Here is a 22948-nt window from a genome sequence, read left to right as displayed (position 1 = left end):
GAACGAGCCGTGCAAGCTACTGATGATTTTATCATTGCGGCTTAGTCAACTCAATCCGCTTGTGCTTTTTATCATGAACCAGTCCTACCTTGGCGACCGTGCAAAATTCCCGCAACGGGACCATCAGCTCATCACCTTTCACCTCAGGCTCCAGGCCGGACAGCGGCAAGGCGCTGCCGTTTACATTCAGAATCCCCTTCGTCTCCCGGTTTTCCAGCGTCTTATCCCCCTGCTTCATCCGGTTGATCAAGGTCTCGGGCTTCTCTCCCGCCTTCGAGCCATTCATGCGGAAGCCGATCAAGTCCGAGCGGGTGTCGATACCCTCCATGGTGGTGAACATGACCTCAATGCCAAGGGACTTGGCAACCTCCAACGTGGTCAGGCTGTATTTTCCGTAGGGAAAGCAGAGGATGTTACGCGTATTGTCGAGCTCGGCCTTAAGCCGCTCATTCGCCTTTGCCAGATCCTTCGTGATCCGGTCGCGATACTCCTGTGGGGTTTCCATCCGCTTTTCCTTCTTGAGGTATTGCGCGTGCATGAGAGCGGGCTTTTGCGAGCCCTTCTCGTCGACGGGAACCGTGATGTGCTGATTGTACGTGTGGCTGTAAAAGCTCATGCCATCCTGCTTCATCTTTCGGACCTGATCCCATTTCAGCTTCGGAGAACCGGCAAGCTTGGGATTGTCCACTCCCGACACGATCAGGAAGTTGGTCGCTGGGTAACCGAACTCTTTGAGGATCGGATAGGCATACGTATAAAAAGTTTCATAGCCGTCGTCAAACGTGATCAGCACGGCGTTATCGGGAACCTTGCCCTTGTTCAGGAGAAAATCGACGTATTCATCCATTGAAATGACATGAAACCCTTCCGTTCGGAGCAGCTCCATCTGCTTCCGGAAATCGGCGGTCGTGACGGAGGAACGGCCCGGCTGCTCCTTCAGTGAAATATCGTGGTACATCAACGGCAGAACTCGGTCGGAATAATAAACGCCGTCAGCGGAATGCTCCTGCTGCTTGGCGACAGGGGTCCAGGATACATCCAGACCAAGGGTCTGCTTCAGGAACGATGCCGGGACATACAGCTCGCCATGCTCGGTTTCAAGCTTCGGCTTGGCAATGTCGACTCCATCCACGGAAAACTGATAGGAACGGGACGTAATCCCGCATGAGCCCAGAAGCAAGGAAACCGCGAGAAGGGCAATGAGCGATGAAAGCGGCGATTTACGAAATTTCACTTGCATGATCCTCCCTTATTCCAAAAGACAAGTATACGAGATTCCCCGATTTCCGTAAAGAACGAAAACGGCGATAATCGAGCACAGAGCAGTGGGCCATGCGCTCATTGAGAATCTCCGTATAAAGGACGTTCAACGCCGGAGAAAGGTTGCTGCATTCACCTCCTTGTTTGACGGTTTACTTGTGCCTCATCCCTGCGGTTTGGTTTATTTCGGTCTGGTTTACTCCCCGATCCTCCCATTCCGGGATATCCCCCGCTGCCTCAAATCTGCTATACTTTCGGATGGGAGGTTCGTACATGAAAACCCTCGTGATCGCCGAAAAGCCCGACATGGGCCGAAATATCGCATCCGCCATCGAGCCGAAGGCCGTGAACAAACGGACGCATCTGGAAGGCGAAACCTACATCATTACCTGGGCAATCGGCCACCTCATCACGTTGGCCGAGCCCGATAAATACGACGACAAATACAAGAAGTGGAAGATGGCCGATCTACCGATCATTCCCGAGCGGTTCAAGCTGATTCCCGTCTATCGGACGAAGGATCAGCTTAAAGTGATCGGCGAGCTTGCCAAGCAATGCGACCGGATCGTCAACGCTTGCGATGCCGGTCGCGAAGGCCAGCTCATCTTCGCTTACATCCAGCAGCATCTTCGGCTCATTCAGCCCGTCGATCGCCTGTGGATCTCCGACCTCACCGCCGAGACGATTCGCCGCGGCTTCCGCGAGCTGAAGAGCGGCGCGGACTACGAGAATCTGACCCGAGCGGCGCGCGCCCGCAGCGAGGCCGACTGGCTCGTCGGCATGAACGGCTCACGGGCATTCACCGTGAAGCATAACGTTCTTCTGTCGGTCGGCCGCGTTCAGACGCCGGTTCTCGCTCTGATCTATGATCGGCAGAAGCAGATCGAGGCGTTCGCTTCTAGCAAGTTCTACGAAGTGGAGGCTTTCTTCCGGCAACAGGATACCCGTTACCGAGGGCTTTGGCAGGGCGACCGCCTCACGGATGCGCAGAAGGCGCAAGAGCTCGCCGCAAAGGTGAACGGGAAGCCCGCCGCCATCGCCTCTTATGAGGTGAAGGAAACGAAGGAATACCCGTACAAGCTGTACGATCTTACCCTCCTGCAGCGCGAGGCGAACGCGAAGCTTGGCTTCTCCGCGAAAAAGACGCTTGATGTGGCTCAAGCCCTTTACGAGAAACACAAAGTCATCTCCTACCCCCGTACCAACTCCAATTACGTGACGGAGGAGAACATTCCGGAGATGCACAAATCGCTCGAGATGCTGAAGGGAACGTCATATACCGATCTGGCGCAAGGGGCCGATCCGGGGCGCGTTCACAAGAACAACAAAGCGGTGTGCAACCCCGCCAAGGTCGAGGATCACCACGCGATTCTTCCGACGCGCAAGAAGCCGGGAGCCCTCTCTGCCGATGAGCAAAAGGTCTATGACCTCGTCGTTCGCCGCTTCATTGCCCAGTTCTATCCTCCGGCGGAGTACAAGGTCCATACCGTGCTGACGGAGGTAGAGGGCGAACGCTTCAAGACCACCGTCAAGGAAAGGCTGGCGGAGGGCTGGAAGGCGGTCTATGCCGGTGAGGAGACCGCGAAAGCCAAGGCGCGGAAAGGCGCAAAGGGCAAGGACGCGGAGCAGGAACAGGAGGATGAAGAAGAAACCTCCTCCCCATTCGTCCTGAACCGGGAAGCCCCCGTGCGCTGTGAGGAAGCGAATGCCTTGGAAAAGGAAACGCAACCGCCGAAGGCGTACACAGAGGGAACTCTGCTGCGGGCGATGGAAAGCGCAGGCAAGCAAGTCGAGGACGAAGAATTGCGAGACGCGATGAAGGACTCGGGGCTCGGAACGCCTGCCACCCGGGCGGCAACCATCGAGCGGCTGAAGCAGGTCGGCTACATCGACATGCAGGGCAAGAAGATTCTGATCACGGCGAAGGGCCGCATGGCGGTGGAATTGATCCGGGGAGCGGGCGTCGATCTCCTCGCTTCCCCGGAAATGACCGGCCACTGGGAGCGCCGCCTCAATGATATCGCGCGCGGGCAAGCCGACGGTGACGCGTTCATGGAGAAGGTCAAGCAGTTCGCGCGGCTGATCGTCGACAAGGTCAGCGGACAGGCGGCAGCCGACAAGTCCCTCTTCGGCGAGACAGCGGAAGCGGGCCGCCCGGGCGGACGCGGACGAGCCGGCCGAGCTGCCGCTGGCAGCAGAAGCGCCGCTGGAAAGCGCGCGGGAGCGAGCGCTGCTGCGGACGGCGGCAGCGGGCGGACGGCGGCGGCAACCGCAGACGACAAAATCACCGCCCGGACGCGCAGCAATCCAAGCGGTGGGCGGGCACCGCGATGGAGCCGCCTCCGCACGAAGCAGCGCGCCAAGCGCCGATGTCCCTGGCGGCGGAACGGCGCACGGCGCGGCGCAATCGGCAGCGAAGCCGCCCGCTCCGGAAGGACGGGCGTTCGTCGCCCGTTGTCCGCGTCCCGGCTGCGGCGGACAGCTTTTCATGGGCCGCAAGGGATATGGCTGCAGCCATTACAAGGAAGGCTGCGGCTTCGTCATCTGGAAGGACAGCTACGGCAAGAAGCTGTCCGACAGCATGGTGCGCCAACTGGCCGAGAAGGGACAGACCGGCAGGCTCAAATTCGCCGACCCGGACGGCAGCTCCTATGAAGCACGCTTGGTGCTTCTTGATCCCGTCAAAGGTTCGCTCGGCTTAGAGAGAAACAGCTAGTACGCCACCAGCTTAGTAACCGTGGTCTCTGCACCCTCTTGCATACCCATGGATGAGGTTCCATATCCATACGTTTTCATTCCCCGCTAAGAGCGGGCGAAGAACGTTCAATCCCAACATTCGCTGCTCTCGCTTGAAACAACGAAAAGGGCTCCAAACCGGGTGCTACCCGTTTGGAGCCCTTTTTAGCAGGGTGCGAAAACGCTCGCTCATGCCTCTTCCGCTCGCCTCCATAGCCCGCGGCCGTCCTCGAAGGAGAGGCCGCTCTCATGCCGCTTCACCCAGCCGATGATCTGAGTATCGCTGCGGATGTTCAGCCGCAGACGAATTTCTCGCAGAGACGCCTTTTCCTCGATGCGGAGACGAACCGCCTCCGCCTTGATCTCGGGCGAATAGCTTGCGAACGATTGTCCTCTTCGCGCCACGGCGTCTCTCTCCTCTCCTATCCGATTTGAATCTTTCTCTCTATAGGTTTGAATCTGTTTGACTCTGCTGGGTATCGATTAATTAGTTCCCCACTTCCAGCCTGCGGGCCATGTCGGCCACCTCGTGCGGGGCGATCGGCCGCTTGAGCTTCTCGGCTTCCTTGCGCACTTGACTCAGCAGGTTCATCCCACCGACGCGATTCATGTCGAGCCCTTCTAGGCTGAGCACATGCTCCAAGGAATGAAGGCCGGAATGCTTGCCGAGCAGGAAACGATGCTCGCGGCATAGCTCTTCCGGCTCAAAGCATTGGTAGACCGAACGATTCTTGATCAGACCGTCCACATGGATACCGGATTCATGCGCATAGACCATGCTGCCGACGATCGGCTTCGCTTCCGGGGTTTTCCGGCCTGAGGCCTGGCTAACGTAGTCAGCCAGAGGCTGGAACCATTCTGCCCTCAACCAGTCGCAGCCTTGATACAGATGGCGCCAAGCCATCGAGACCTCCTCCATGGCGGCGTTCCCCGCTCGTTCACCGAGGCCGGTGATCGTCGTGCTGGCAATGGCCGCACCCGCGGACAATGCGGCGAGCGTATTGGCTGTCGCCAAGCCAAAGTCGTTGTGGCCGTGGAATTCCAGTTCCACGTCGGTAGGCACCGAATCCATCAGCGTGCGAATCCGTTCCTCGGCCGTCACGGGATTCAGCGCGGACACCGTATCCGCATATCGGAAACGGCGAATTCCGTCCTCGTACAGCGTATTGATCACAACGGCCAAAAAGGAGGTGTCTGCGCGCGAAGCATCTTCTAGCCCGACCGAAACCTGAAGCCCCCGCTTCATGCCGTATTCGGCGGCGCGCCGGATCAGGGAAAGCGCACCGGTCTTCGTGAGGCCCAGTTTGTCGCGGATATGGAGCTCCGAAGCGGGAAGCGTGACATGGGCCCATTTCGCCCCTGTCCGCAGAGTAGCGTCGATATCTTTGGCAAGCGCCCGATTCCAGGTAGAGACAACGACGGGCAGATCGAGTTCGACAATGCTGCGAATGGCAGCCTCCTCGTCCGGCCCCATAGCCGGGGTTCCGACTTCGATCTGTTCAACTCCGGCCTGAGCCAGCAGTTGGGCGATCTTTCTCTTCTCCTCTGCCGTAAAGGCTACTCCGGCCGCCTGTTCCCCGTCCCTCAACGTCGTATCGCAATACCCGATCCGTTTCATCGCGCATCCCCGTTCCCGTTCGATATAATGTCAATATTCTTAACAATGATCTTATTATACGGTTAAAACCGTTCTTTTCCATACGTATTTTTCGATGCGATTAATCTAATTTCAAGATCATTCGGCCATCTTTTCGTCACATTATTCGATAAATCACGGAGTGAATCACATCATCTTTACATCATCATCTATGCATCGAAGTATTCGACAATTTAATTAGGTATAGCATCATCAGCATTGCATCGGAAATTGGTAAATCGCCCGTTACTATGCATGGGCTTTTGCACGAATTTTACGATAGTGCTCTGCGCGTTCCGCCTGACTCAGCTTCGGGCAGTTATAGCAGTAGCCGTACTCCGTATCCGTCTTGTATGCCAGACAGCACGTTGCGCGGATAAGGACTTTTTTTCCCGGCTCATAAGGGCTATCCGCGTAACGAAACCGAACATCGAACGGATTTCGCTCCCCCGTACCAGTCACGGTCCCGGGCATTTCCTTCATCAGATAGGCGAAATCACGAGCAAAATTATTACGAAGCAGGCTTGGCAGCTCTTGTTCGTCCAAGCGGTCTTGTGCATACTTCAGGTTGGTCGCAAGAGTTGCCCAGAGCGTCCGGGCGGGAACACCTGCTGCGGCGGCAACTGCCTCCAGCACCGGACGGATGATCTCACCATAGAACGAGTCCATCGCTAGTCGAACGGCTCGATTCCGCTCTTCCCCTTCCGGCAAAGGCAGCAAGTCGGCTTCCCCGATGACAAAGGCAAGCTCGAACCATTCGCCGCTTTCTCCCATCTGCAGAGAAATAAGCTCTTGCCGCAAAACCAACAAACAGGAATATAGGCCAAGCGCCTCCTGAAACGCTCCGCACAAGCGAGACAGCCAGGAAGCGAAATAGGTTCCGGTGACATCCAGCGAGAGAGCCTTGATGCGCGGAGCGAAGGCTTGCGTGAATGCAGCAGCCTCATCCGGATGCGTTAGCCCCTCAAAGGATGCACGATAGAAGCCCGAGGGCAGATCTTCGCGAATAACGCCATACTTGGCGGCGAGCGACGATCGGATTATTTCCGTATCGATGCCAATCCCCCCTCAGCCGTATCCTTATCGGCAAGTGATTCGCGGTTACGAGCGGACAAGCTCCGAGAATCCGTCCCCGGCGCGGCATGTGAATCGCGATTGTCGCTCTGCCCTATGCCGCTTCCGTCATCGTTGCCCACCAATTCATACGGCAGGCAGAGCGGCACTCCCGTACGCGGGTCCGCTACGAGATCCGCTTCTATGCCGAATACCTTGCGCAGCACATCTCGGGTTACCACTTCAGTAGGCGTTCCCTCGGCAATCACCTTCCCTTGCCGTATCGCCACCATATGCTGCGCATAACGGGTGGCATGATTGAGGTCGTGGACGACCATGACGACAGTGCGCCCCTCTTCCTCGTTCAGCTTTTGCAGCAGCTTCAACACCTCTAGCTGATGAGCCATATCCAGATACGTGGTCGGCTCGTCCAGGAACAGAATATCCGTCTCCTGGGCAATCGCCATCGCAATCCAGGCGCGCTGCCGCTGACCGCCGGACAATTCGTCTAAGGCGCGAACGGCAAAATCAGCCATTCCGGTGACGTCGAGCGCCCAGCGAATCGCGTCGGTATCCTTCTTGGTCAAGGTACCGAAGCCGCGCTGATGGGGGAATCGGCCGAAGGATACCAGTTCGCTGACGGTAAGCCCCTCAGGCGCAACCGGATTTTGCGGCAAAATCGCCAGCTGGCGGGCGACCTCTACGGTCGATTGGGAATGGATCGACTTCCCATCTAAGTAGACTCCGCCTCTCAACGGCTTTAAGATCCGAGCCATCGTCTTGAGCAGGGTTGATTTGCCTGACCCATTGGCTCCGACCAAAGCCGTTATTTTTCCTTCGGGTATCGAGAGATTCAATCCTTCCACGATCAGCCGATCCGCATACGCGATGTCGAGCGCTTTTGTCTCCAAGGTATTCATCGGGTTCCCTCCATCTGTCTTCTTATCTCCGGCCTGGATCACCGGCAGCTTCTATCGGCCTTTAATCCCGTCATCCATATCGATAAACGGCTCTTCATCCGATCTTCATCTTTGTTCTCAATGATAATCGTTATCAATTAGATTCGTCAATGTGTTTTCTCCGCCTGAATTCTCAGCCTGAGTTCTCACCGCCTCCTCCGAGCGGCTTCGTCTCTCTCAGGAACGTGACGGCTTCCTTTCGCCGAATGAACCGTTAAAAAAGCTCCCGGCTCTCCTCGTGGGAGAACCGGAAGCTCGATTACGGCTTAAAGCGGATATTCAGCTCGATGATCTCCGAGCGGCTGGCCAGCCGGATCGCTGGCCCCCAAGTACCAAACCCGGACGAGACTACCACATGCATTTTGTCCTTCTGCATATAGCCCCAGTCCAGCTCGAACAACCGCTTCGTCACCCAGTGGTTTGGAGCGAACTGCCCGCGGTGGGTATGCCCGCACAGCAGAACATCCGCCCCCGCTTGAGCCGCCGCCTCGAAGCGGTAAGGCTGATGGTCCATGAGCAGGACTGGACGCTTCGCGTCAAGCCCTGCCAGGAGCTCCGATACGGGCAGCCTCCCCTCGGACTCCATCGTTTCAGCGGTCTTATCCTTGCGTCCGACAACATAGAACGAACGATCGACGAGGACGGCTTCGTCCCGCAGCACCGGAATCCCGATTTCATTCATGCGCTTGACGTATTCCTCGATATGTCCGCCGTAATACTCGTGGTTCCCCAGAACCGCGTATGTTCCGAGCGTCGTCTTCAGCCTCTGGAGGGTCTCGTCCATTCGATTGCGGATGAACGGTTCAATGTCTTCGTCGATCACGTCTCCTGGCAGCAGCACCACATCCGGCTTAAGCTCATTCATCCGGCTCACCATCCGCCCGAGATGGCGGTTGCCGACGATGTTGCCCAGGTGGATATCGGACGCCATGACAACCTTGAGCTGTTCTCGATCCCCGGCCCGTTTGTCCACTTCAAGATCGTACGTGCGAACGACCGGAGACCACGCGTTCCAAGAGCCGTAGGCCAGAATGAAGGCCAGAACAAGCAGAACGGCCAAGCCGAGAAGCGTAATCGACTTTGTCGTATCGAACCCGGCCTCTACGAGCAAGTACGCGAGCAGATCGGCGATGGGAAGCAAAATCAGCAAATACTCCAGGATGCCGAAATAATACGACCCGACCACTTTAAGAAACCGGGTAACCCTACCCTGCCAAAAAGGCATTCTTCCGATCACATAGGAGATGCTAATAACGGCTAGCGCGATCCAGTAAGCCCAGCCGTTCACCGTTATCCCCACGGCATCGAGTAAGACAAGCCCGTTCCAGCCAATATAATAGGTAAGTCCCGCATACACGCACAAAGCGAGCAAAGCCAATCCAACCATGCGCAGTTTCACTTGAAGGAACTCCTTTGTCCGAAAAAATGCCGAGCTTGAACCCGATTATACCACATTCGCCGCCCACTTCTCTCGGAACGAGGCGATGCGGCGAAGCTCTGGTTTGTTGGCGCTTTCTTTTCCCATTGCCAATTGGGCTCCCATGCACTACAATAAGTGTGAACACGCGTTTACAAGAGGAGTCCACTATGCGCAGCGAAGACATTGCCAAGCTCGCGGGAGTATCCCGCAGCACCGTTTCCCGCGTTATCAACCAGTACCCCAACGTACCGGAGGAGACGCGGCGGAAGGTCATGAAGGTGATCGAGGAGCATCATTACGAACCGAACACCAATGCCCGGGTTCTAGCGGGCAAGGGCACCGACACCATCGGCCTCTTTGTCATCAGCACTGCCGAACAGACGCGAAGCAACCGGATCTACCAGAACAGTTACTTTGCCCCGTTCGTAGACGCCTTGGTCGATACAGCCAATGCACTCGGTTACTATGTGTTGATTCATACCGTGTACTCCGAAGAAGATTTTCAGAAGATCCGCCAAGCCTTTTCCCAGAAGCGGATCGACGGTGGAGTTATCGTCGGCACACAGAAGAATCTTGAGGAAATCCGCAGTATCGCGCAGCTCGGTGAGCCGCTCGTTCTGATCGATTACGATCCCGCAGAGCTTGCCTTGCATCACATGGACAGCAACACCGTCTCCGTGATCAACTCCAAGGACTACGCCGGAAGCTGCGAGGCGGTCCGGCATCTGATCGGACTCGGCCACCGCGACATCGCCTTTATCAGCGGCAGGCTCAATACGCATTCCGGCCGGGAGCGGTTCCGTGCCTACGAGAACACCCTGAAGGAGCACGGCATCCCGTACCGGGAAGAGCTCGTCATCGACGGAGATTTTCGGCGCAAGCCCTCCTACGAGGCCATCTCCGCCTTTCTCGCAAGTGGAGCCAGGCCCAGCGCCTTCTTCGCAGCCAACGACGAGATGGCGCTCGGCGCACTTGACGCCTTCCGCGAATTCGGCCTCCGGGTCCCCGAGGACGTCTCGCTTATCGGATTTGACGACTCGCAGATCGCATCGCGGCTCACCCCGGCGCTCACGTCGGTCCGGGTGCCCATCGCGGATATGTCGCGGACAGCGGCGGAGACCATCGTGACCATGTGCCGCAAGCCGAATTCCGCCTTCAGCGCAGTGAGCTTCCCAACCGAGCTCGTCGTCCGCGAGTCCTGCAGCGACGCGCCGAACGGCCGCTGATCCCGGGACCTATTCGCCCCCAGCCGTTCATCGGCTCACTATTTCCCGCAAATGCCCCCATTCGGGGTTCATTTGACGCGTTGTGAACGCGCGTTTATACATGGGCTTATGCTTTTCATTATGAGAGGAGTTGGATTCGTTGAAATTCGGACATTTTGATGACGCCCGCAAGGAATATGTCATCACAACCCCGCAAACGCCTTATCCCTGGATCAACTACTTGGGCAACGAAAACTTTTTCGGACTGATCTCCAATACGTCCGGTGGCTACTGCTTCTATCGCGACGCTCGGATGCGCCGCCTCACCCGCTACCGCTACAACAACATCCCGGTAGACAACGGAGGCCGCTATTTCTACGTTCATGACGAAGGCGACTTCTGGACCCCGGGCTGGATGCCGGTGAAGCGCGACCTCGACTTCTACGAGTGCCGCCACGGCCTTGGCTATACCTCCATCACGGGCGAACGGAATGGCGTCCGCGTCAACCAGCTCGCCTTCATTCCGCTCAACTACAACGGTGAAGTCTACAAAGTTACCGTGAAGAACACCTCCGACAAGAAGAAGAGCGTGAAGCTGTTCTCGTTCGTGGAGTTTTGTCTGTGGAATGCGCAAGATGACATGACGAACTTCCAACGCAACCTGAGCATCGGCGAAGTGGAACTTAAGGACTCCGTCATCTACCACAAAACCGAATACCGCGAGCGCCGCGACCACTATTCCTTCTTCTCCGTCAACCGTGCCATCGACGGCTTCGACACCGACCGCGAATCCTTCCTCGGCCTCTACAACGGTCTGGATAACCCGCAGGTCGTGGCCAAGGGCGAACCTTCGAACTCCGTAGCAAGCGGCTGGTCCCCGATCGCTTCGCACCACCTGAAGCTCGACCTCGCACCAGGCGAAGAGCAAACCCTCGTCTTCGTTCTCGGCTATGTGGAAAACCCGCAGGAAGAGAAATGGGAAGCGCTCGACGTCATCAATAAGACCCGCGCTGAAGCCATGATCGCCAAGTTTGCCGAACCGGCTCAAGTCGATGCTTCCCTGGCTGAGCTCGCCGCTTACTGGAACAACCTGCTGTCCAAGTACATGATCGAGACAGGCGACGAGAAGCTCGGCCGCATGGTCAACATCTGGAACCCGTATCAATGTATGGTTACATTCAACATGTCCCGTTCGGCTTCCTACTTCGAATCCGGCATCGGCCGCGGCATGGGCTTCCGCGACTCCAACCAAGACTTGCTCGGCTTCGTGCATCAGATTCCGGGGCGCGCCCGCGAACGGATTATCGATATTGCCTCCACGCAATTCGATGACGGCAGCGCTTATCACCAATACCAACCGCTCACCAAGCGTGGGAACACCGAAGTCGGCATCGGCTTCAACGATGACCCGTTGTGGCTGATCAGCGGTACGGCAGCTTACGTGAAGGAAACTGGCGACTTCAGCATTCTGGATGAAGACGTTCCGTTCGATAACGACACGAACAACTCCGCCACGCTGTTCGAGCACTTGAAGCGCTCCTTCTACCACGTTCCGAACAACCTCGGTCCGCACGGGCTGCCGCTCATCGGCCGCGCCGACTGGAACGACTGCCTCAACCTGAACTGCTTCTCCAACACGCCGGGCGAATCGTTCCAAACGACGGAGAACATCGAAGGCAAAGTTGCGGAATCCGTCTTTATCGCTGGTCTGTTCGTCTTCGTAGGTCCGGACTATGTGGAAATCTGCCGCCGTCGCGGCCTGGAAAAGGAAGCGGCCGAAGCCGAAGCCCTCATCCAAGGCATGAAGGAAACGACGATGAAGCATGGCTTCGACGGAGACTGGTTCCTCCGCGCGTATGACCACTTCGGCGACAAGATCGGTTCGAAGGAATGCGCCGAAGGCCAGATCTTCATCGAGCCGCAAGGCATGTGCGTCATGGCGGGCATCGGGGTAGAATCCGGCGATGCCGAGAAGGCCCTCGACTCCGTTATCGAGAAGTTGGAAACGAAGCACGGCATCGTGCTGCAGCAGCCGCCTTACTCCAAGTACTACATCAACCTGGGCGAAATCTCTTCCTACCCGCCGGGCTACAAGGAAAACGCCGGGATCTTCTGCCACAACAACCCGTGGATCATGATCGCTGAAGCCGAAATCGGCCGCGGCGACCGCGCGTTCGAGGTGTACAGCCGCATTGCTCCGGCTTACCGCGAAGACATCAGCGACCTGCACCGCATGGAACCGTACGTCTACTCGCAAATGATCGCAGGCCGCGACGCCGTCCGCCACGGGGAAGCCAAGAACTCCTGGCTGACCGGTACGGCTTCCTGGAACTTCGTCGCCATCACCCAAGCGATCCTCGGCATCAAGCCGGACTTCGACGGGCTGAAGGTGGATCCTTGCATTCCGAAGGCATGGGACGGCTACACGATCACCCGCGTCTTCCGCGGAGACACGTACCGCATCAAGATTACGAACCCGAACCATGTCTCGAAGGGCGTGGCCAAGCTGACCCTGGACGGCCAAGAAATCACCGGCCAAGTAATCCCGGTTGTCGGCGACGGCAAGACGCACGAAGTCGAAGTGGTTCTCGGCTAATCGGATTCAAAGGAAACACCCGAGCGGATTTCTCCCGCTCGGGTGTTTTTGCGTTGATTAGTTGGTTAGGATTCGTCCTCTTCCTTCAGGCACAGCTCCACAAATTCAAACAAGCCGGAGGCTTCCGGTACCCGATACCCCCAGTCATGATAGAACATAAGCACCTGCCCAAACTTGCCGGATTCGGCCGGATCCGTATCAATGCAGAGGTGGTCCCCTCCCCCATTGCTGGCGATCGGAACCCACTTGGGATTCCACAGAAGAGGCTTCACCTGCGGAGCAATCTTCTCGACCTCCATGTCATCCGGGTCAAACTCCTCATTTAAAAACTCCCAATCTTCCACTATTTGTTCAATGGGAGAAAGCGTCAAGTTACGGAGAAAGCATGTGCTGCCCAGATCCCACACTTGTCCATTATGAACGCTGTAGAAGTCTTTTAGCTCTCCGGGAAGTTCCACCGCCAGATGGTTCTCCAGCTCCTCCAGCTCTTCCTTCGTAGCACCGGGCTGCACATAGAGCTTTTCTCGAAAGTCAGGATGTTCCAGGCTTCCTTTTTCAAAGATTCGCTGCCACAATTGTTGGGCTATGGTGCATTCGCTCATGGGGTATACTCCTTTCGTATGAAGAGACTGCTGTACTCGCACACCACGCGATGGCTGTAAAGATCAACTTGCTAGGAATCGACCAACCTGCATCCCGCTAGTACGCTGTCAGCCCTAATCGTATGGATATGAATCGGCGTCAATGGGTATGGAAAGTTGTGCGAAGACCACGGCTTTTATGCTGACAGCGTACTAGAACCACTTTTGCGCCACAATCAAATAACGGTGGATCGTTCCCTCCATAAAGCCGTTAGCCTCCACGATTTGATGTGCTTGTAGCAGCCTTTCGAAACAAGCATCAACCGAAAAGCCAGGAAACTCCCATTCGATAATTCTAGCAAACCAAACCAATGCCCCAACATCAAAAAAACGGATCGGACGAAAAGCTTCCTCTGCTTTCAAAAGAGTGAACCCCGCTTCGTGAAATCTCGCTCTCTGCTCAGACAGGTTTAGCCCGTGAAATGGCTTAGGGGCCTCGGGCAGCAACAAGTCAACAAACTCACGATCGTTATTCTCCCCCACTTGTTGGGTAATGAATAGCCCGCCTGGCTTCAAAATGCGATCCAATTCGGGAATCGCGTAGCTTCCATGCCGATTGATGACCACATCAAATTCCTCATCGTCAAAAGGCAAATCCGCATCGCTACAAGCTTCTCGAAAGTCAATCCCAAGCGGAAGCAGCACATCTCTGCACAGCTGCACGTTGGGCGGATAAGCCTCCGTAGCATGGGTTCTCTGATGGGGATGATTCAAAGACAGCAGGAATTCACCGCCCCCGGTGTCCATATCCAGCAGAGCATCGGTTTCTTTCAAGTAAGAGCGGAGGATGCTTTCGTAGTCCCAAGGCAAGTCCGATTCCTCGGTATATCTTCCATTAATAGGAGAAAAATCCCAGCCGCGAATGTGAGCCTGGGTTTCTTCCGCTTTCCAGTATTCATTTAGGTTTTCGATGTTCATGTACCCTGCTCCCCTTTCAAAACAAAATGATGATTGGTTTTGAACGGCGCAGTTTACTGACAACACAACTACGAGTCCCCCCGATGCAATCTGTTGCCAGATTCAAAACTGCACCGAGTCGTTACCCCGAATATACCCCGTCATGAGTACACCGCCTTTCATAATAACCACGGCCCAGAGGTTAATAAGGTAGCCTGATGAGCTCCCAGGGAGTGCGACGACTAATGTTGTCCCCTATTTGGATTAATATCTACGCGCTCCGTACGGAGTGCGACGCAAAGCGGGACGCGCTCAAAGCCGAGCTGGACGAATTTCAATCCACGCACTCCATACGGAGTGCGACTCCCTTCTATACATTTTCTTTTTAGCCCGTGTTACATTTCAATCCACGCACTCCATACGGAGTGCGACGAGCAATACGAGCGCGGCCGACGCAAACAAGTGGACATTTCAATCCACGCACTCCATACGGAGTGCGACTGAGGACTTTGGATTTTACCTGGATCACATGCTATTTCAATCCACGCACTCCATGCGGAGTGCGACAAGATCCACTTAGTGCCATAACATCCAGCATGACATTTCAATCCACGCACTCCATGCGGAGTGCGACATATAGATAAAAAGTATCTTCAAACCGGAGTTAATATTTCAATCCACGCACTCCATGCGGAGTGCGACGCCCGTTCCCGGTATTTTGTACCCCCGTGTTACTATTTCAATCCACGCACTCCATACGGAGTGCGACCGGTAGCGAGCCATCTTTTTGTGAGTCGCCAGCCATTTCAATCCACGCACTCCATACGGAGTGCGACAACCTTGGGCGTCTGCTTCAAACCATACCCAATATTTCAATCCACGCACTCCATACGGAGTGCGACTCGTCAACATACGTCCAATCCGGTTGCGACTTGGTATTTCAATCCACGCACTCCATACGGAGTGCGACGTTTTTGTGGTTCTGCCCGAAGCACCATTTGCAATTTCAATCCACGCACTCCATACGGAGTGCGACCCGCTTCCTGATCGACCTTCCGGTTTCGCTCAACATTTCAATCCACGCACTCCATACGGAGTGCGACATATTTCTTATCTATATCAGCCCAGGGGATAGTAATTTCAATCCACGCACTCCATACGGAGTGCGACTTCCAAACGATCATCGTAATCAATTTTATCTTTAATTTCAATCCACGCACTCCATACGGAGTGCGACTTTGGCCAGAAGGACAACCGGGGCAATGGTTCGCATTTCAATCCACGCACTCCATACGGAGTGCGACTACTGCCGACAACGTTGGGTTAGCTCGTCGAAATATTTCAATCCACGCACTCCATACGGAGTGCGACGTAACTATTACAATGTCAGTTAGTTATGTCAATGATTTCAATCCACGCACTCCATACGGAGTGCGACCCCCAGCGCCACCGAATTACCTTGGATCGCTGACATTTCAATCCACGCACTCCATACGGAGTGCGACTTGGTAACATAAAAATGCCCGTTTATTGTGAGCTATTTCAATCCACGCACTCCATACGGAGTGCGACCCGCCGCCGAATCATACACGCTCATGCCAACGTCGATTTCAATCCACGCACTCCATACGGAGTGCGACTAACAAACATCAGGGGTGCTGCGCTATCGAAAACATTTCAATCCACGCACTCCATACGGAGTGCGACACCATGTAATCTTCAAGAGTGCTATGGGGAAAGATTTCAATCCACGCACTCCATACGGAGTGCGACGGCATGGCTTACGAGGTAATGACGGCTGCCGATATCATTTCAATCCACGCACTCCATACGGAGTGCGACTCTACCTTTTTCTCAACTTTCGGAGGATTCCATTATTTCAATCCACGCACTCCATACGGAGTGCGACCGTGTAAATATCCAATTGCCCCGGCAAATCATCCATTTCAATCCACGCACTCCATACGGAGTGCGACCTCCGGGATATGTACAAATAAATTCAAATGGTACATTTCAATCCACGCACTCCATACGGAGTGCGACTGGTCAAGATCCACCCGACAAACCCGGATATGCAATTTCAATCCACGCACTCCATACGGAGTGCGACGTTAACGCCTGAAGAGCATGATCAACTGGTAGAATTTCAATCCACGCACTCCATACGGAGTGCGACGTTCCAGCCCACCGATTGAGGTCAATCCCGCAATATTTCAATCCACGCACTCCATACGGAGTGCGACAGCGGATAAGCGCAAAACCCATGCTAACAAAGCATAAGTTTATCGCTTTTCTAATTATTCCAATCTCTTCTCGGCATGATGAATAGCTTGACAAAAAAGCATCTACTGATTTTCCTTCTGATTTCGACAAACTTTGAGGTGCGAAGGAGCCGGGGTTTTTATGGGAGCTTGGCATTCGCACTAGTCGATAATTTAACTCGCGCCTTTATTTCTTTATCCCTAGCATTGACTATCGACCTATCCTTGTCAAGTTAATCCAGCTAACAAATGGGACACCCCCATAACTTCGGATTGTAAAAAGAAATTCAAGGAGTAGCACTTTGCTTATCTTACATAGAAAAAAAGCGCTTGAAATTGACGTTTAATCCACGGACTTTTCCTGTACTCTTTGATTTGCCTTTTCTCTCCCTTTTCCTAGTTGTCCAACGCGATCCCTCTATCCTATATAGTAGGCAGTCATTCCATAAAACCGTATAACCGTTTCCATTTAAAATGCACCCGCTAGAATGGTCATCGGAGTTTCCCATAAGGGTTTTCCAATGATTATTCCATGGGTGCACGTGAGCTTTTAATTACCCGTTCGGGTGTATTAACTATTTGAATTCCATGCTTGAAGGCCGTTCGTTCTGCTATATCGCTACCAAGTCTTACTTTTGATACGGACTGACAAGCAGGGTTGTACAGAAGTTGCCGAAGCCGTTTTGAACGGCACAACGTGCAGCGGCTTCCATTCGAACCGTATAACAATATCCACAGTGGTTTTCAATATCTTCCGCAACCTTTTGAACAAATGGACGAAGTCCGTATTCATCCTCCATGATCACTTGCATCCCGATGAGTTGGGCATTAAACGAGCGTATTCTTCCGATTTCTGTACTCCGTACATGGGTGATCGTTCATTGGTTTTACAAAAAAAGAACTTGTATATCGAGAATAAACTTGAACAGGAAATAGACGGCAAACCCGATCAACGTCACCCCAGCTCCGACTGATACCCATTTGATAGCGGTTCGGTTCATTACTTTCCTGGTTGTCGCGACTATTGACATCAGGCCAAGATCATGGATAAGAATACCGCATATAATTCCTAACCCGACGATCAAGAAAGCGCTCGGATTGGACTTATCGAATGAACTTGAGAGCACCGTACCAAACACACTGACCCAAAATACCAGATTGCCCGGAGAAACGGCTACGAGAAGTCCATTTTTGTAGGAGGATACTAGTGACTTTTTCTTTTTTTCACCGGCTAAAGCAATGTCATGATCGGCATTCTTGATGCTGTCATAGCCCACATAGAATAAAAACAATGCCCCAAACAACCACATGAAAACTTGGACGACAGGCATCGATAAAACGGAAGCAAGCCCCAGATATAAACTGATGATGAGCAGGAAATCAATGGTCATTCCCCCGAGGCCAACGGCCCATCCATACATAAACCCATTTTTCAATCCTTGCTTCGTCATTTCGATCGTAACGGTTCCAACAGGCAGTGCGATGGATAAACCGAGTAAAACATAGGTAAAAACCAAGCCCATTTTGAAACTCCTATTTTTCCATTGAATTTTGTACACGAATTCTCATTCTATACGAGGAAAAATCAGAAATCAATTCATATCAAGCATGGACCACTGGCAGCCAATAACAGGGTATTGCGGCCAACAAAAAAAGCCCTTGCTCTAAGGGCTCTCTCTCCACATTATTTATTTCGTAATTACGTAGATATCGAATGCTCCGTAGGATTGCAAATTCAGCGGGATGGACAAAGCCTTCAGGCCTGCATTCCCCACTTGCTTGCCAAGGTCCATAAAGGATGGCGGGGTGATGTCCACACAGATGCCCTGGTTATACAAGAGCGTGCTGGCGTTGCCGCTGATCATATTAGCCAGCTCCGATATGGCGCTTCGGCTGATTTCGTCAAATTCGGTGAGGGAGAACCCTCCCATCATGGCTGAAGCAATCTTCAGGGCGACGGGCTCGGGAAATCCGAATACGACCTCACCAGTCATCCCACCGACGATACCGATCTTCAACCAGACATGATTATCCTCAATCTCGATCTGCTTGATGGTCAATTCGCCTAGTGTCGGCTTGACTTGAATCAAAGACTCGATCACCGTACAGGAGGACATCAGGAATGGATTGATATAAGCTGCTTGCATTTTTTCGCCTCACTCACGTAGCTAGAATCGTGCGAAACCAAGCAATAGCGGTTTTCCCTCATGTGGCGAAAGCAACCTCTTTTGTTCGGCAACCCGGCCGCCGTGGGAGTTGGTCCTTTAGGCCCGAGGCTTTGCGTCCCTGCCTTTCGACAGGTTTGCCTTTTCGCATCATGCTGCTAGGACCACAGTCCTGCTGTTACGTTAAGTATAGCGGGAGTAAGCCTAATTATCAATACAAACCTACGTTCTTGAAGGGGACTGCAGCCCCCTTCGCGCGCTTGAAGCCGGTTTCTGTCTGGCGTTGTCAGGTCCTCTCGCATTCGCCGGTTGGCCCCATACGAAAGAAGGAACAAGCGAACGCATCGCTTGTTCCTTCGAATTGGCAGGATTCATTTTTTGCGATTCAAGGCTCAGAGCCCAACCGCATCCGCTTCTTTCAGGACATCAATGAATTCCTGATGAACGTGCCCATTGGTCGCGGCAACATTTCGGACGCCGAGATGATAAGGTTGTCCGGCCGTATCCGTGACCTTCCCCCCCGCTTCCTGAACGAGAAGCGAGCCAGCCGCCAAATCCCAGGCGTTGAGGTTGATTTCCCAGAAGCCGCTCAACCGTCCGGCAGCAACGTAGGCGAGATGAAGCGCAGCCGACCCGCCGTTGCGAATGTTGCGAACCTTGGGCAGAACCGCAGTCAGTCCTCTCATGTTCGTGGGCAGGGCCGTGACTGGATCGATGGGAAAGCCGGTTGCGAACAGGCTTTCAGCGAGCACTGGCTCGGGAGATACATGAATCGGCTTCCCGCGCAGATACGCCCCTTTTCCCTTTTCCGCTACAAACAGCTCATCTCGGGACGGGTCATAGACGACGCCCACTATCACTTCTCCCTTAAAGGCGAGAGCGATCGACACGGAGAAAAACGGAAAGCCGTGCACGAAATTCGTGGTCCCGTCAATCGGATCGACAATCCACAGGTAATCCGCATCCTTGACGTTTTCGAGCGCTTGCGCCGATGCCAAAGGCCCCGGCTCTACTCCTTCCTCACCCAGGAAGGAATGCTCGGGAAAATGGGTCATGATGAGGTTCTTGATCAGCTTCTCCGACCCTTTATCGATTTCAGTCACCAGATCGCCAGGCGACGTCTTTTGATTTAATGAGGTATAGGCCCCCAGCTTGCTCTTAATCCATTCTCCAGCCTTGGCTGCCGTGTTGATCGCAACTGCCGTAAAGCTCTTTCCACTCGCGGAATAATGGACATTAATTGGCTCAGCCATGTCATCACTCATTTCGTTGATCTCATAGTTTTAAGTATAGTAGAGTTGCCTCCCAAAAACCACCGGAGCTTCCCCCAAAAATCATCGTAGGTTCTGACAAACCCTCCTGAACCCCAACCGCATCCGTAGATTTGTAGTAAAAAACCCACCGGCTAGAGGTGGGAAAACGGGGCTCCCGAAAAATCGTGTATTCAAACCGTTGAGAGAAACGAAACGGACGAACATGACGATTGAAAATAAGCCGCAGAAAGCTTCATGTCCAACCATTCGGAATCGGATTCTGATAAGACGACCGATTATATCCGCCTAACCACTTCAAGCGTCGCCCCATCGATACGACGAATTCCCTTCTCCCGGGCTAGATCGTCCACAAGCTTGAACAGCGCTGCATCCTTCTGCTTGGCTTCGATCATGATGTCGAGCTGCGGAGCAAAGCCTGCGATGGAATGCAAAAAATGCAGGAGCGGCGCTGGCTCCACGTAATCGGCATGTGCCCGGATGTCGCGCTCGCTCCTTGGGCTCGAAACATGGATTTTCGGTGGAAGGGAAGTCCCTTCCCACGTTCGTTGTACTCGAGGCCACAGCTCCTCTGGAGGTTCACCTTCTCCCGGATTCACCTGGTGATGATGCAGATCAAGCACCATCGGTACCCCCAGCTCTTCGGCGAACTGCAAGGTCTCCAGAGCGGTATAGGTCTTGTCGTCGTTCTCCAGGGTGAGCCTGCTCCGAACGGCGCTCGGCAGCTCCGGAAACCGGGAGCGGAAGCGTGCAAGTGCGGTTACCTTGTCCCCATAGGTCCCACCGATGTGAATGTTGCATTTGGACCGATCATCCAGTCCCATCGCTTCCAGCATTCGCGTCTGTTGGGACAAATCGAACAGAGACGCGCGCAGCACTTCCTCGCGCGGCGTCGTCAGCACAGTAAAGTGATCGGGATGAAAGCTGGTCCGCATCGCATGCTTGATCGCGTAATCACCCAGCTCCGTGAAGCTTGGCGATAGATGTGGGAACGGGTCCCACCCCTCCGTCGCCGGATGGGTGAGGAGCGGGATCAGCTTGGAGGAGAACCGAAAAACATGGATATCATGCGCCCGGTTGTGCTTAAGCAAGCGCAGCGTGTTATGAATATTCTCCTCCGCAATCCGCTCCAACTTCCGCAGAGCCGCCTCCCGGTCCGCAAGCTTGGCAAACTGGGTGGCGGTCATCGTCTTGGAAGGGGATGCGTTCGCCACGTTCACAGACATGGCCACGTAACCGAAACGGACAAGCATCGGGAATCATCTCCGGCAGTTAGGCTCTAACCTATCTCCAGTATTCCCCAGTGCCGAGCAGGTCCAATCACTGTCCCGCATGATCGCGGAAAAACATCTCGTCGGCAAGCGCCGTTTCAACCTCCGACTCCTGCGGCGTCAAGCGGCGGACCAGATCCATCTCGACGAGCGTGATTTCCCGGTCTTGAAAGTCGATCTCGGCGATGGAAGCCTTGATCTTCACGATGGCCACCGCCTGGTTGTCGGGATCGAACGCGATCACCTTCATCCCGGTCGGATAGATGCGGAAGCCGCTTTTGCGCATCTTGGTCTTGCCGTATTCGAACAGATCCTCCAGCTCACGGGCGGATTTGAATTTGCAGACCGAATTGAATTCCGTTGAGAACCCCATCTAATCACCTTCCGGCGTCAAAAGTGAATTGCAGTTTTTGTTTCTCCGCATGCCGTTCGACGGCGAGCGCGATCAGGTCATCGAGCAATTCGCTGTAGGATTTGCCGCTTTCCTTCCACAGCAGCGGGTACATGCTGAATGGAGTAAAGCCGGGCATCGTATTGATTTCGTTGATCATGACAGAGCTATCCTTGCGGCTCACGAAAAAGTCGACCCGCGACAGGCCGCTGCCGTCAATGGCACAGAAGGCCCGCACCGCCAACTCCCGAATGCTATCGGCCAACTCCGGGTCCAAGTCAGCCGGAATGACCATCGACGACTTGCCATCCAGATATTTGGCCTGGTAGTCATAGAAATCCGCGGATGCGACGATTTCTCCCGCCACAGATGCTTGCGGATCGTCATTGCCAAGGACGGCCACTTCGATTTCGCGAGCGTCCACGAACTCCTCGACAATCACCTTGCGGTCATATTTAAAGGCGGTCTTGATGCCGTCAATCAGCTCATCCCGGTTGTTCGCTTTCGAAATCCCTACACTCGATCCGAGGTTCGCGGGTTTAATGAAGCAGGGGTATCCGAGGGCGATCTCGATCTCCATCAGAAAAAAGACTTGGTCCTTCTCCCACTGGGCGCGGGTAAAATGGCGATACATACACTGCGGAAGCCCCTCTTGGGCAAACAGCTTCTTCATGGTCACCTTATCCATCCCAGCCGCGGATGCCAGCACCCCTCCGCCCACGTAAGGGACGTCCGCCATTTCCAAGAGGCCTTGAATGGTCCCGTCCTCCCCGAAGGTTCCGTGCAGCAGCGGGAACACCACATCCAGCCCGCGCTCTCCGCTATCTGATGCGAACATGTGAGCAAGCGGCAGCGGTTTCACGGATTCATTCGCATGAGCAACTACCTGTGTCCCAGTCTGAGCAGCACCCGTATCGTCCCCGGCACTGACCTTTTCCGCGAGCCGTGCCTGCACCTCGGAGTCAAACTTAAGCTCTGCGATAGAATTCACCGGCCCTGCCAAAACGGGGCCTGACTTCCACCCTCCCCTGCGATCGATATAAAAGGGATGAATTTCGTATTTGGTGTGATCAAACGCCCGTATTACGGCAAGAGCCGTCTGCAGGGAAACATCATGCTCCCCGGAACGACCTCCGTATACAAGCCCTACCCGAACTTTGTTCGCCATGGAAACCTCCTGCAATAT

Annotated in this window: 17 protein-coding genes, 1 pseudogene, 1 CRISPR repeat array and 1 riboswitch; of the genes and pseudogenes, 3 read left to right on the top strand and 15 right to left on the bottom strand. The window is 54.4% G+C overall.

Annotated features, from left to right (window positions below):
• Positions 1-31: 31 nt before the first annotated feature.
• Positions 32-1234, bottom strand: a complete 1203-nt coding sequence (locus tag BN2684_RS14040; RefSeq protein ID WP_058302803.1) for a polysaccharide deacetylase family protein — start codon at positions 1232-1234, stop codon at positions 32-34.
• A gap of 299 nt (positions 1235-1533) precedes the next feature.
• Between BN2684_RS14040 and BN2684_RS14035 the strand changes: the two are divergent.
• Positions 1534-3976, top strand: a pseudogene (locus BN2684_RS14035) (DNA topoisomerase 3).
• Positions 3977-4185: 209 nt separating this feature from the next.
• Here the strand turns inward: BN2684_RS14035 and BN2684_RS14030 are convergent.
• From BN2684_RS14030 to BN2684_RS14010, 5 genes are all read right to left on the bottom strand, one after another.
• Complete coding sequence (locus tag BN2684_RS14030; protein WP_058302802.1) at positions 4186-4401, bottom strand: IS3 family transposase; 216 nt, start codon at positions 4399-4401, stop codon at positions 4186-4188.
• Positions 4402-4483: 82 nt separating this feature from the next.
• Positions 4484-5614, bottom strand: a complete 1131-nt coding sequence (locus BN2684_RS14025) for a homocitrate synthase/isopropylmalate synthase family protein (protein WP_058302801.1) — start codon at positions 5612-5614, stop codon at positions 4484-4486.
• A gap of 267 nt (positions 5615-5881) precedes the next feature.
• Positions 5882-6406, bottom strand: a complete 525-nt coding sequence (locus BN2684_RS14020; protein WP_148449973.1) for an IucA/IucC family C-terminal-domain containing protein — start codon at positions 6404-6406, stop codon at positions 5882-5884.
• Between the two features lie 266 nt (positions 6407-6672).
• The gene (locus tag BN2684_RS14015) at positions 6673-7605 is read right to left on the bottom strand and encodes an ABC transporter ATP-binding protein (protein ID WP_082651971.1); all 933 of its coding nucleotides are present in this window, start codon (positions 7603-7605) and stop codon (positions 6673-6675) included.
• A 298-nt stretch (positions 7606-7903) separates the two neighbouring features.
• A complete protein-coding gene (locus BN2684_RS14010; RefSeq protein WP_058302799.1) occupies positions 7904-9043 on the bottom strand; it encodes a metallophosphoesterase in 1140 nt (379 codons plus the stop codon).
• 188 nt (positions 9044-9231) lie between these two features.
• Between BN2684_RS14010 and BN2684_RS14005 the strand changes: the two genes are divergently transcribed.
• Positions 9232-10290, top strand: coding sequence for a LacI family DNA-binding transcriptional regulator (locus tag BN2684_RS14005; RefSeq protein WP_058302798.1), 1059 nt, complete (start codon positions 9232-9234; stop codon positions 10288-10290).
• A gap of 139 nt (positions 10291-10429) precedes the next feature.
• Positions 10430-12865, top strand: coding sequence for a glycoside hydrolase family 94 protein (locus BN2684_RS14000; protein WP_058302797.1), 2436 nt, complete (start codon positions 10430-10432; stop codon positions 12863-12865).
• Between the two features lie 65 nt (positions 12866-12930).
• Here BN2684_RS14000 and BN2684_RS13995 read toward each other — a convergent pair whose 3' ends face one another.
• The 9 genes from BN2684_RS13995 to BN2684_RS13960 form a co-directional block, all read right to left on the bottom strand.
• Positions 12931-13467: an SMI1/KNR4 family protein gene (locus tag BN2684_RS13995; protein WP_058302796.1), complete on the bottom strand. Its 537-nt coding sequence runs from the start codon at positions 13465-13467 to the stop codon at positions 12931-12933.
• 192 nt (positions 13468-13659) lie between these two features.
• A complete protein-coding gene (locus BN2684_RS13990) occupies positions 13660-14424 on the bottom strand; it encodes a class I SAM-dependent methyltransferase (protein WP_058302795.1) in 765 nt (254 codons plus the stop codon).
• 242 nt (positions 14425-14666) lie between these two features.
• Positions 14667-16646: direct repeats of the CRISPR family, unit length 33 nt; unit sequence ATTTCAATCCACGCACTCCATACGGAGTGCGAC.
• A gap of 647 nt (positions 16647-17293) precedes the next feature.
• On the bottom strand, positions 17294-17476 hold the full coding sequence (locus tag BN2684_RS23950; protein WP_082651970.1) for an epoxyqueuosine reductase QueH: 183 nt from the start codon (positions 17474-17476) through the stop codon (positions 17294-17296).
• Positions 17477-17551: 75 nt separating this feature from the next.
• Positions 17552-18187 carry a LysE family translocator gene (locus BN2684_RS13985; protein ID WP_058302794.1) on the bottom strand — a complete coding sequence of 212 codons (636 nt, stop codon included), beginning with the start codon at positions 18185-18187 and terminating at the stop codon, positions 17552-17554.
• Positions 18188-18352: 165 nt separating this feature from the next.
• On the bottom strand, positions 18353-18811 hold the full coding sequence (locus BN2684_RS13980; RefSeq protein WP_058302793.1) for a chemotaxis protein CheX: 459 nt from the start codon (positions 18809-18811) through the stop codon (positions 18353-18355).
• Between the two features lie 84 nt (positions 18812-18895).
• Positions 18896-18981, bottom strand: a riboswitch (cyclic di-GMP riboswitch).
• Between the two features lie 240 nt (positions 18982-19221).
• Positions 19222-20082: an inositol monophosphatase family protein gene (locus BN2684_RS13975; RefSeq protein WP_108722250.1), complete on the bottom strand. Its 861-nt coding sequence runs from the start codon at positions 20080-20082 to the stop codon at positions 19222-19224.
• A 296-nt stretch (positions 20083-20378) separates the two neighbouring features.
• Entirely contained in the window at positions 20379-21353 is a 975-nt protein-coding gene (gene uvsE, locus BN2684_RS13970; RefSeq protein WP_058302791.1) for a UV DNA damage repair endonuclease UvsE, read from the bottom strand.
• A gap of 67 nt (positions 21354-21420) precedes the next feature.
• Positions 21421-21744, bottom strand: a complete 324-nt coding sequence (locus BN2684_RS13965; protein ID WP_058302790.1) for a hypothetical protein — start codon at positions 21742-21744, stop codon at positions 21421-21423.
• Between the two features lie 4 nt (positions 21745-21748).
• Positions 21749-22930 carry a D-alanine--D-alanine ligase gene (locus BN2684_RS13960; protein ID WP_058302789.1) on the bottom strand — a complete coding sequence of 394 codons (1182 nt, stop codon included), beginning with the start codon at positions 22928-22930 and terminating at the stop codon, positions 21749-21751.
• Between the last annotated feature and the right edge of the window lie 18 nt (positions 22931-22948).

Origin of the sequence: Gorillibacterium timonense (assembly GCF_001457415.1) — a bacterium.
GTDB lineage: Bacteria > Bacillota > Bacilli > Paenibacillales > NBRC-103111 > Gorillibacterium > Gorillibacterium timonense.
The sequence above is the reverse complement of the archived record's forward strand: the minus strand, read 5'-3'. Positions and strand labels throughout refer to the sequence as shown.

What these genes read in the sequence shown, in the direction of transcription:
- BN2684_RS14020 (WP_148449973.1), bottom strand. Translation starts at nt 6,406, where the DNA reads ATGGGAGAAAGCGGCGAATGGTTCGAGCTTGCCTTTGTCATCGGGGAA.
- BN2684_RS13985 (WP_058302794.1), bottom strand. Translation starts at nt 18,187, where the DNA reads ATGGGCTTGGTTTTTACCTATGTTTTACTCGGTTTATCCATCGCACTG.
- BN2684_RS14015 (WP_082651971.1), bottom strand. Translation starts at nt 7,605, where the DNA reads ATGAATACCTTGGAGACAAAAGCGCTCGACATCGCGTATGCGGATCGG.
- BN2684_RS13990 (WP_058302795.1), bottom strand. Translation starts at nt 14,424, where the DNA reads ATGAACATCGAAAACCTAAATGAATACTGGAAAGCGGAAGAAACCCAG.
- BN2684_RS13960 (WP_058302789.1), bottom strand. Translation starts at nt 22,930, where the DNA reads ATGGCGAACAAAGTTCGGGTAGGGCTTGTATACGGAGGTCGTTCCGGG.
- BN2684_RS13995 (WP_058302796.1), bottom strand. Translation starts at nt 13,467, where the DNA reads ATGAGCGAATGCACCATAGCCCAACAATTGTGGCAGCGAATCTTTGAA.
- BN2684_RS14025 (WP_058302801.1), bottom strand. Translation starts at nt 5,614, where the DNA reads ATGAAACGGATCGGGTATTGCGATACGACGTTGAGGGACGGGGAACAG.
- BN2684_RS13980 (WP_058302793.1), bottom strand. Translation starts at nt 18,811, where the DNA reads ATGCAAGCAGCTTATATCAATCCATTCCTGATGTCCTCCTGTACGGTG.
- BN2684_RS23950 (WP_082651970.1), bottom strand. Translation starts at nt 17,476, where the DNA reads ATGCAAGTGATCATGGAGGATGAATACGGACTTCGTCCATTTGTTCAA.
- BN2684_RS13975 (WP_108722250.1), bottom strand. Translation starts at nt 20,082, where the DNA reads ATGGCTGAGCCAATTAATGTCCATTATTCCGCGAGTGGAAAGAGCTTT.
- BN2684_RS14005 (WP_058302798.1), top strand. Translation starts at nt 9,232, where the DNA reads ATGCGCAGCGAAGACATTGCCAAGCTCGCGGGAGTATCCCGCAGCACC.
- BN2684_RS13965 (WP_058302790.1), bottom strand. Translation starts at nt 21,744, where the DNA reads ATGGGGTTCTCAACGGAATTCAATTCGGTCTGCAAATTCAAATCCGCC.
- uvsE (WP_058302791.1), bottom strand. Translation starts at nt 21,353, where the DNA reads ATGCTTGTCCGTTTCGGTTACGTGGCCATGTCTGTGAACGTGGCGAAC.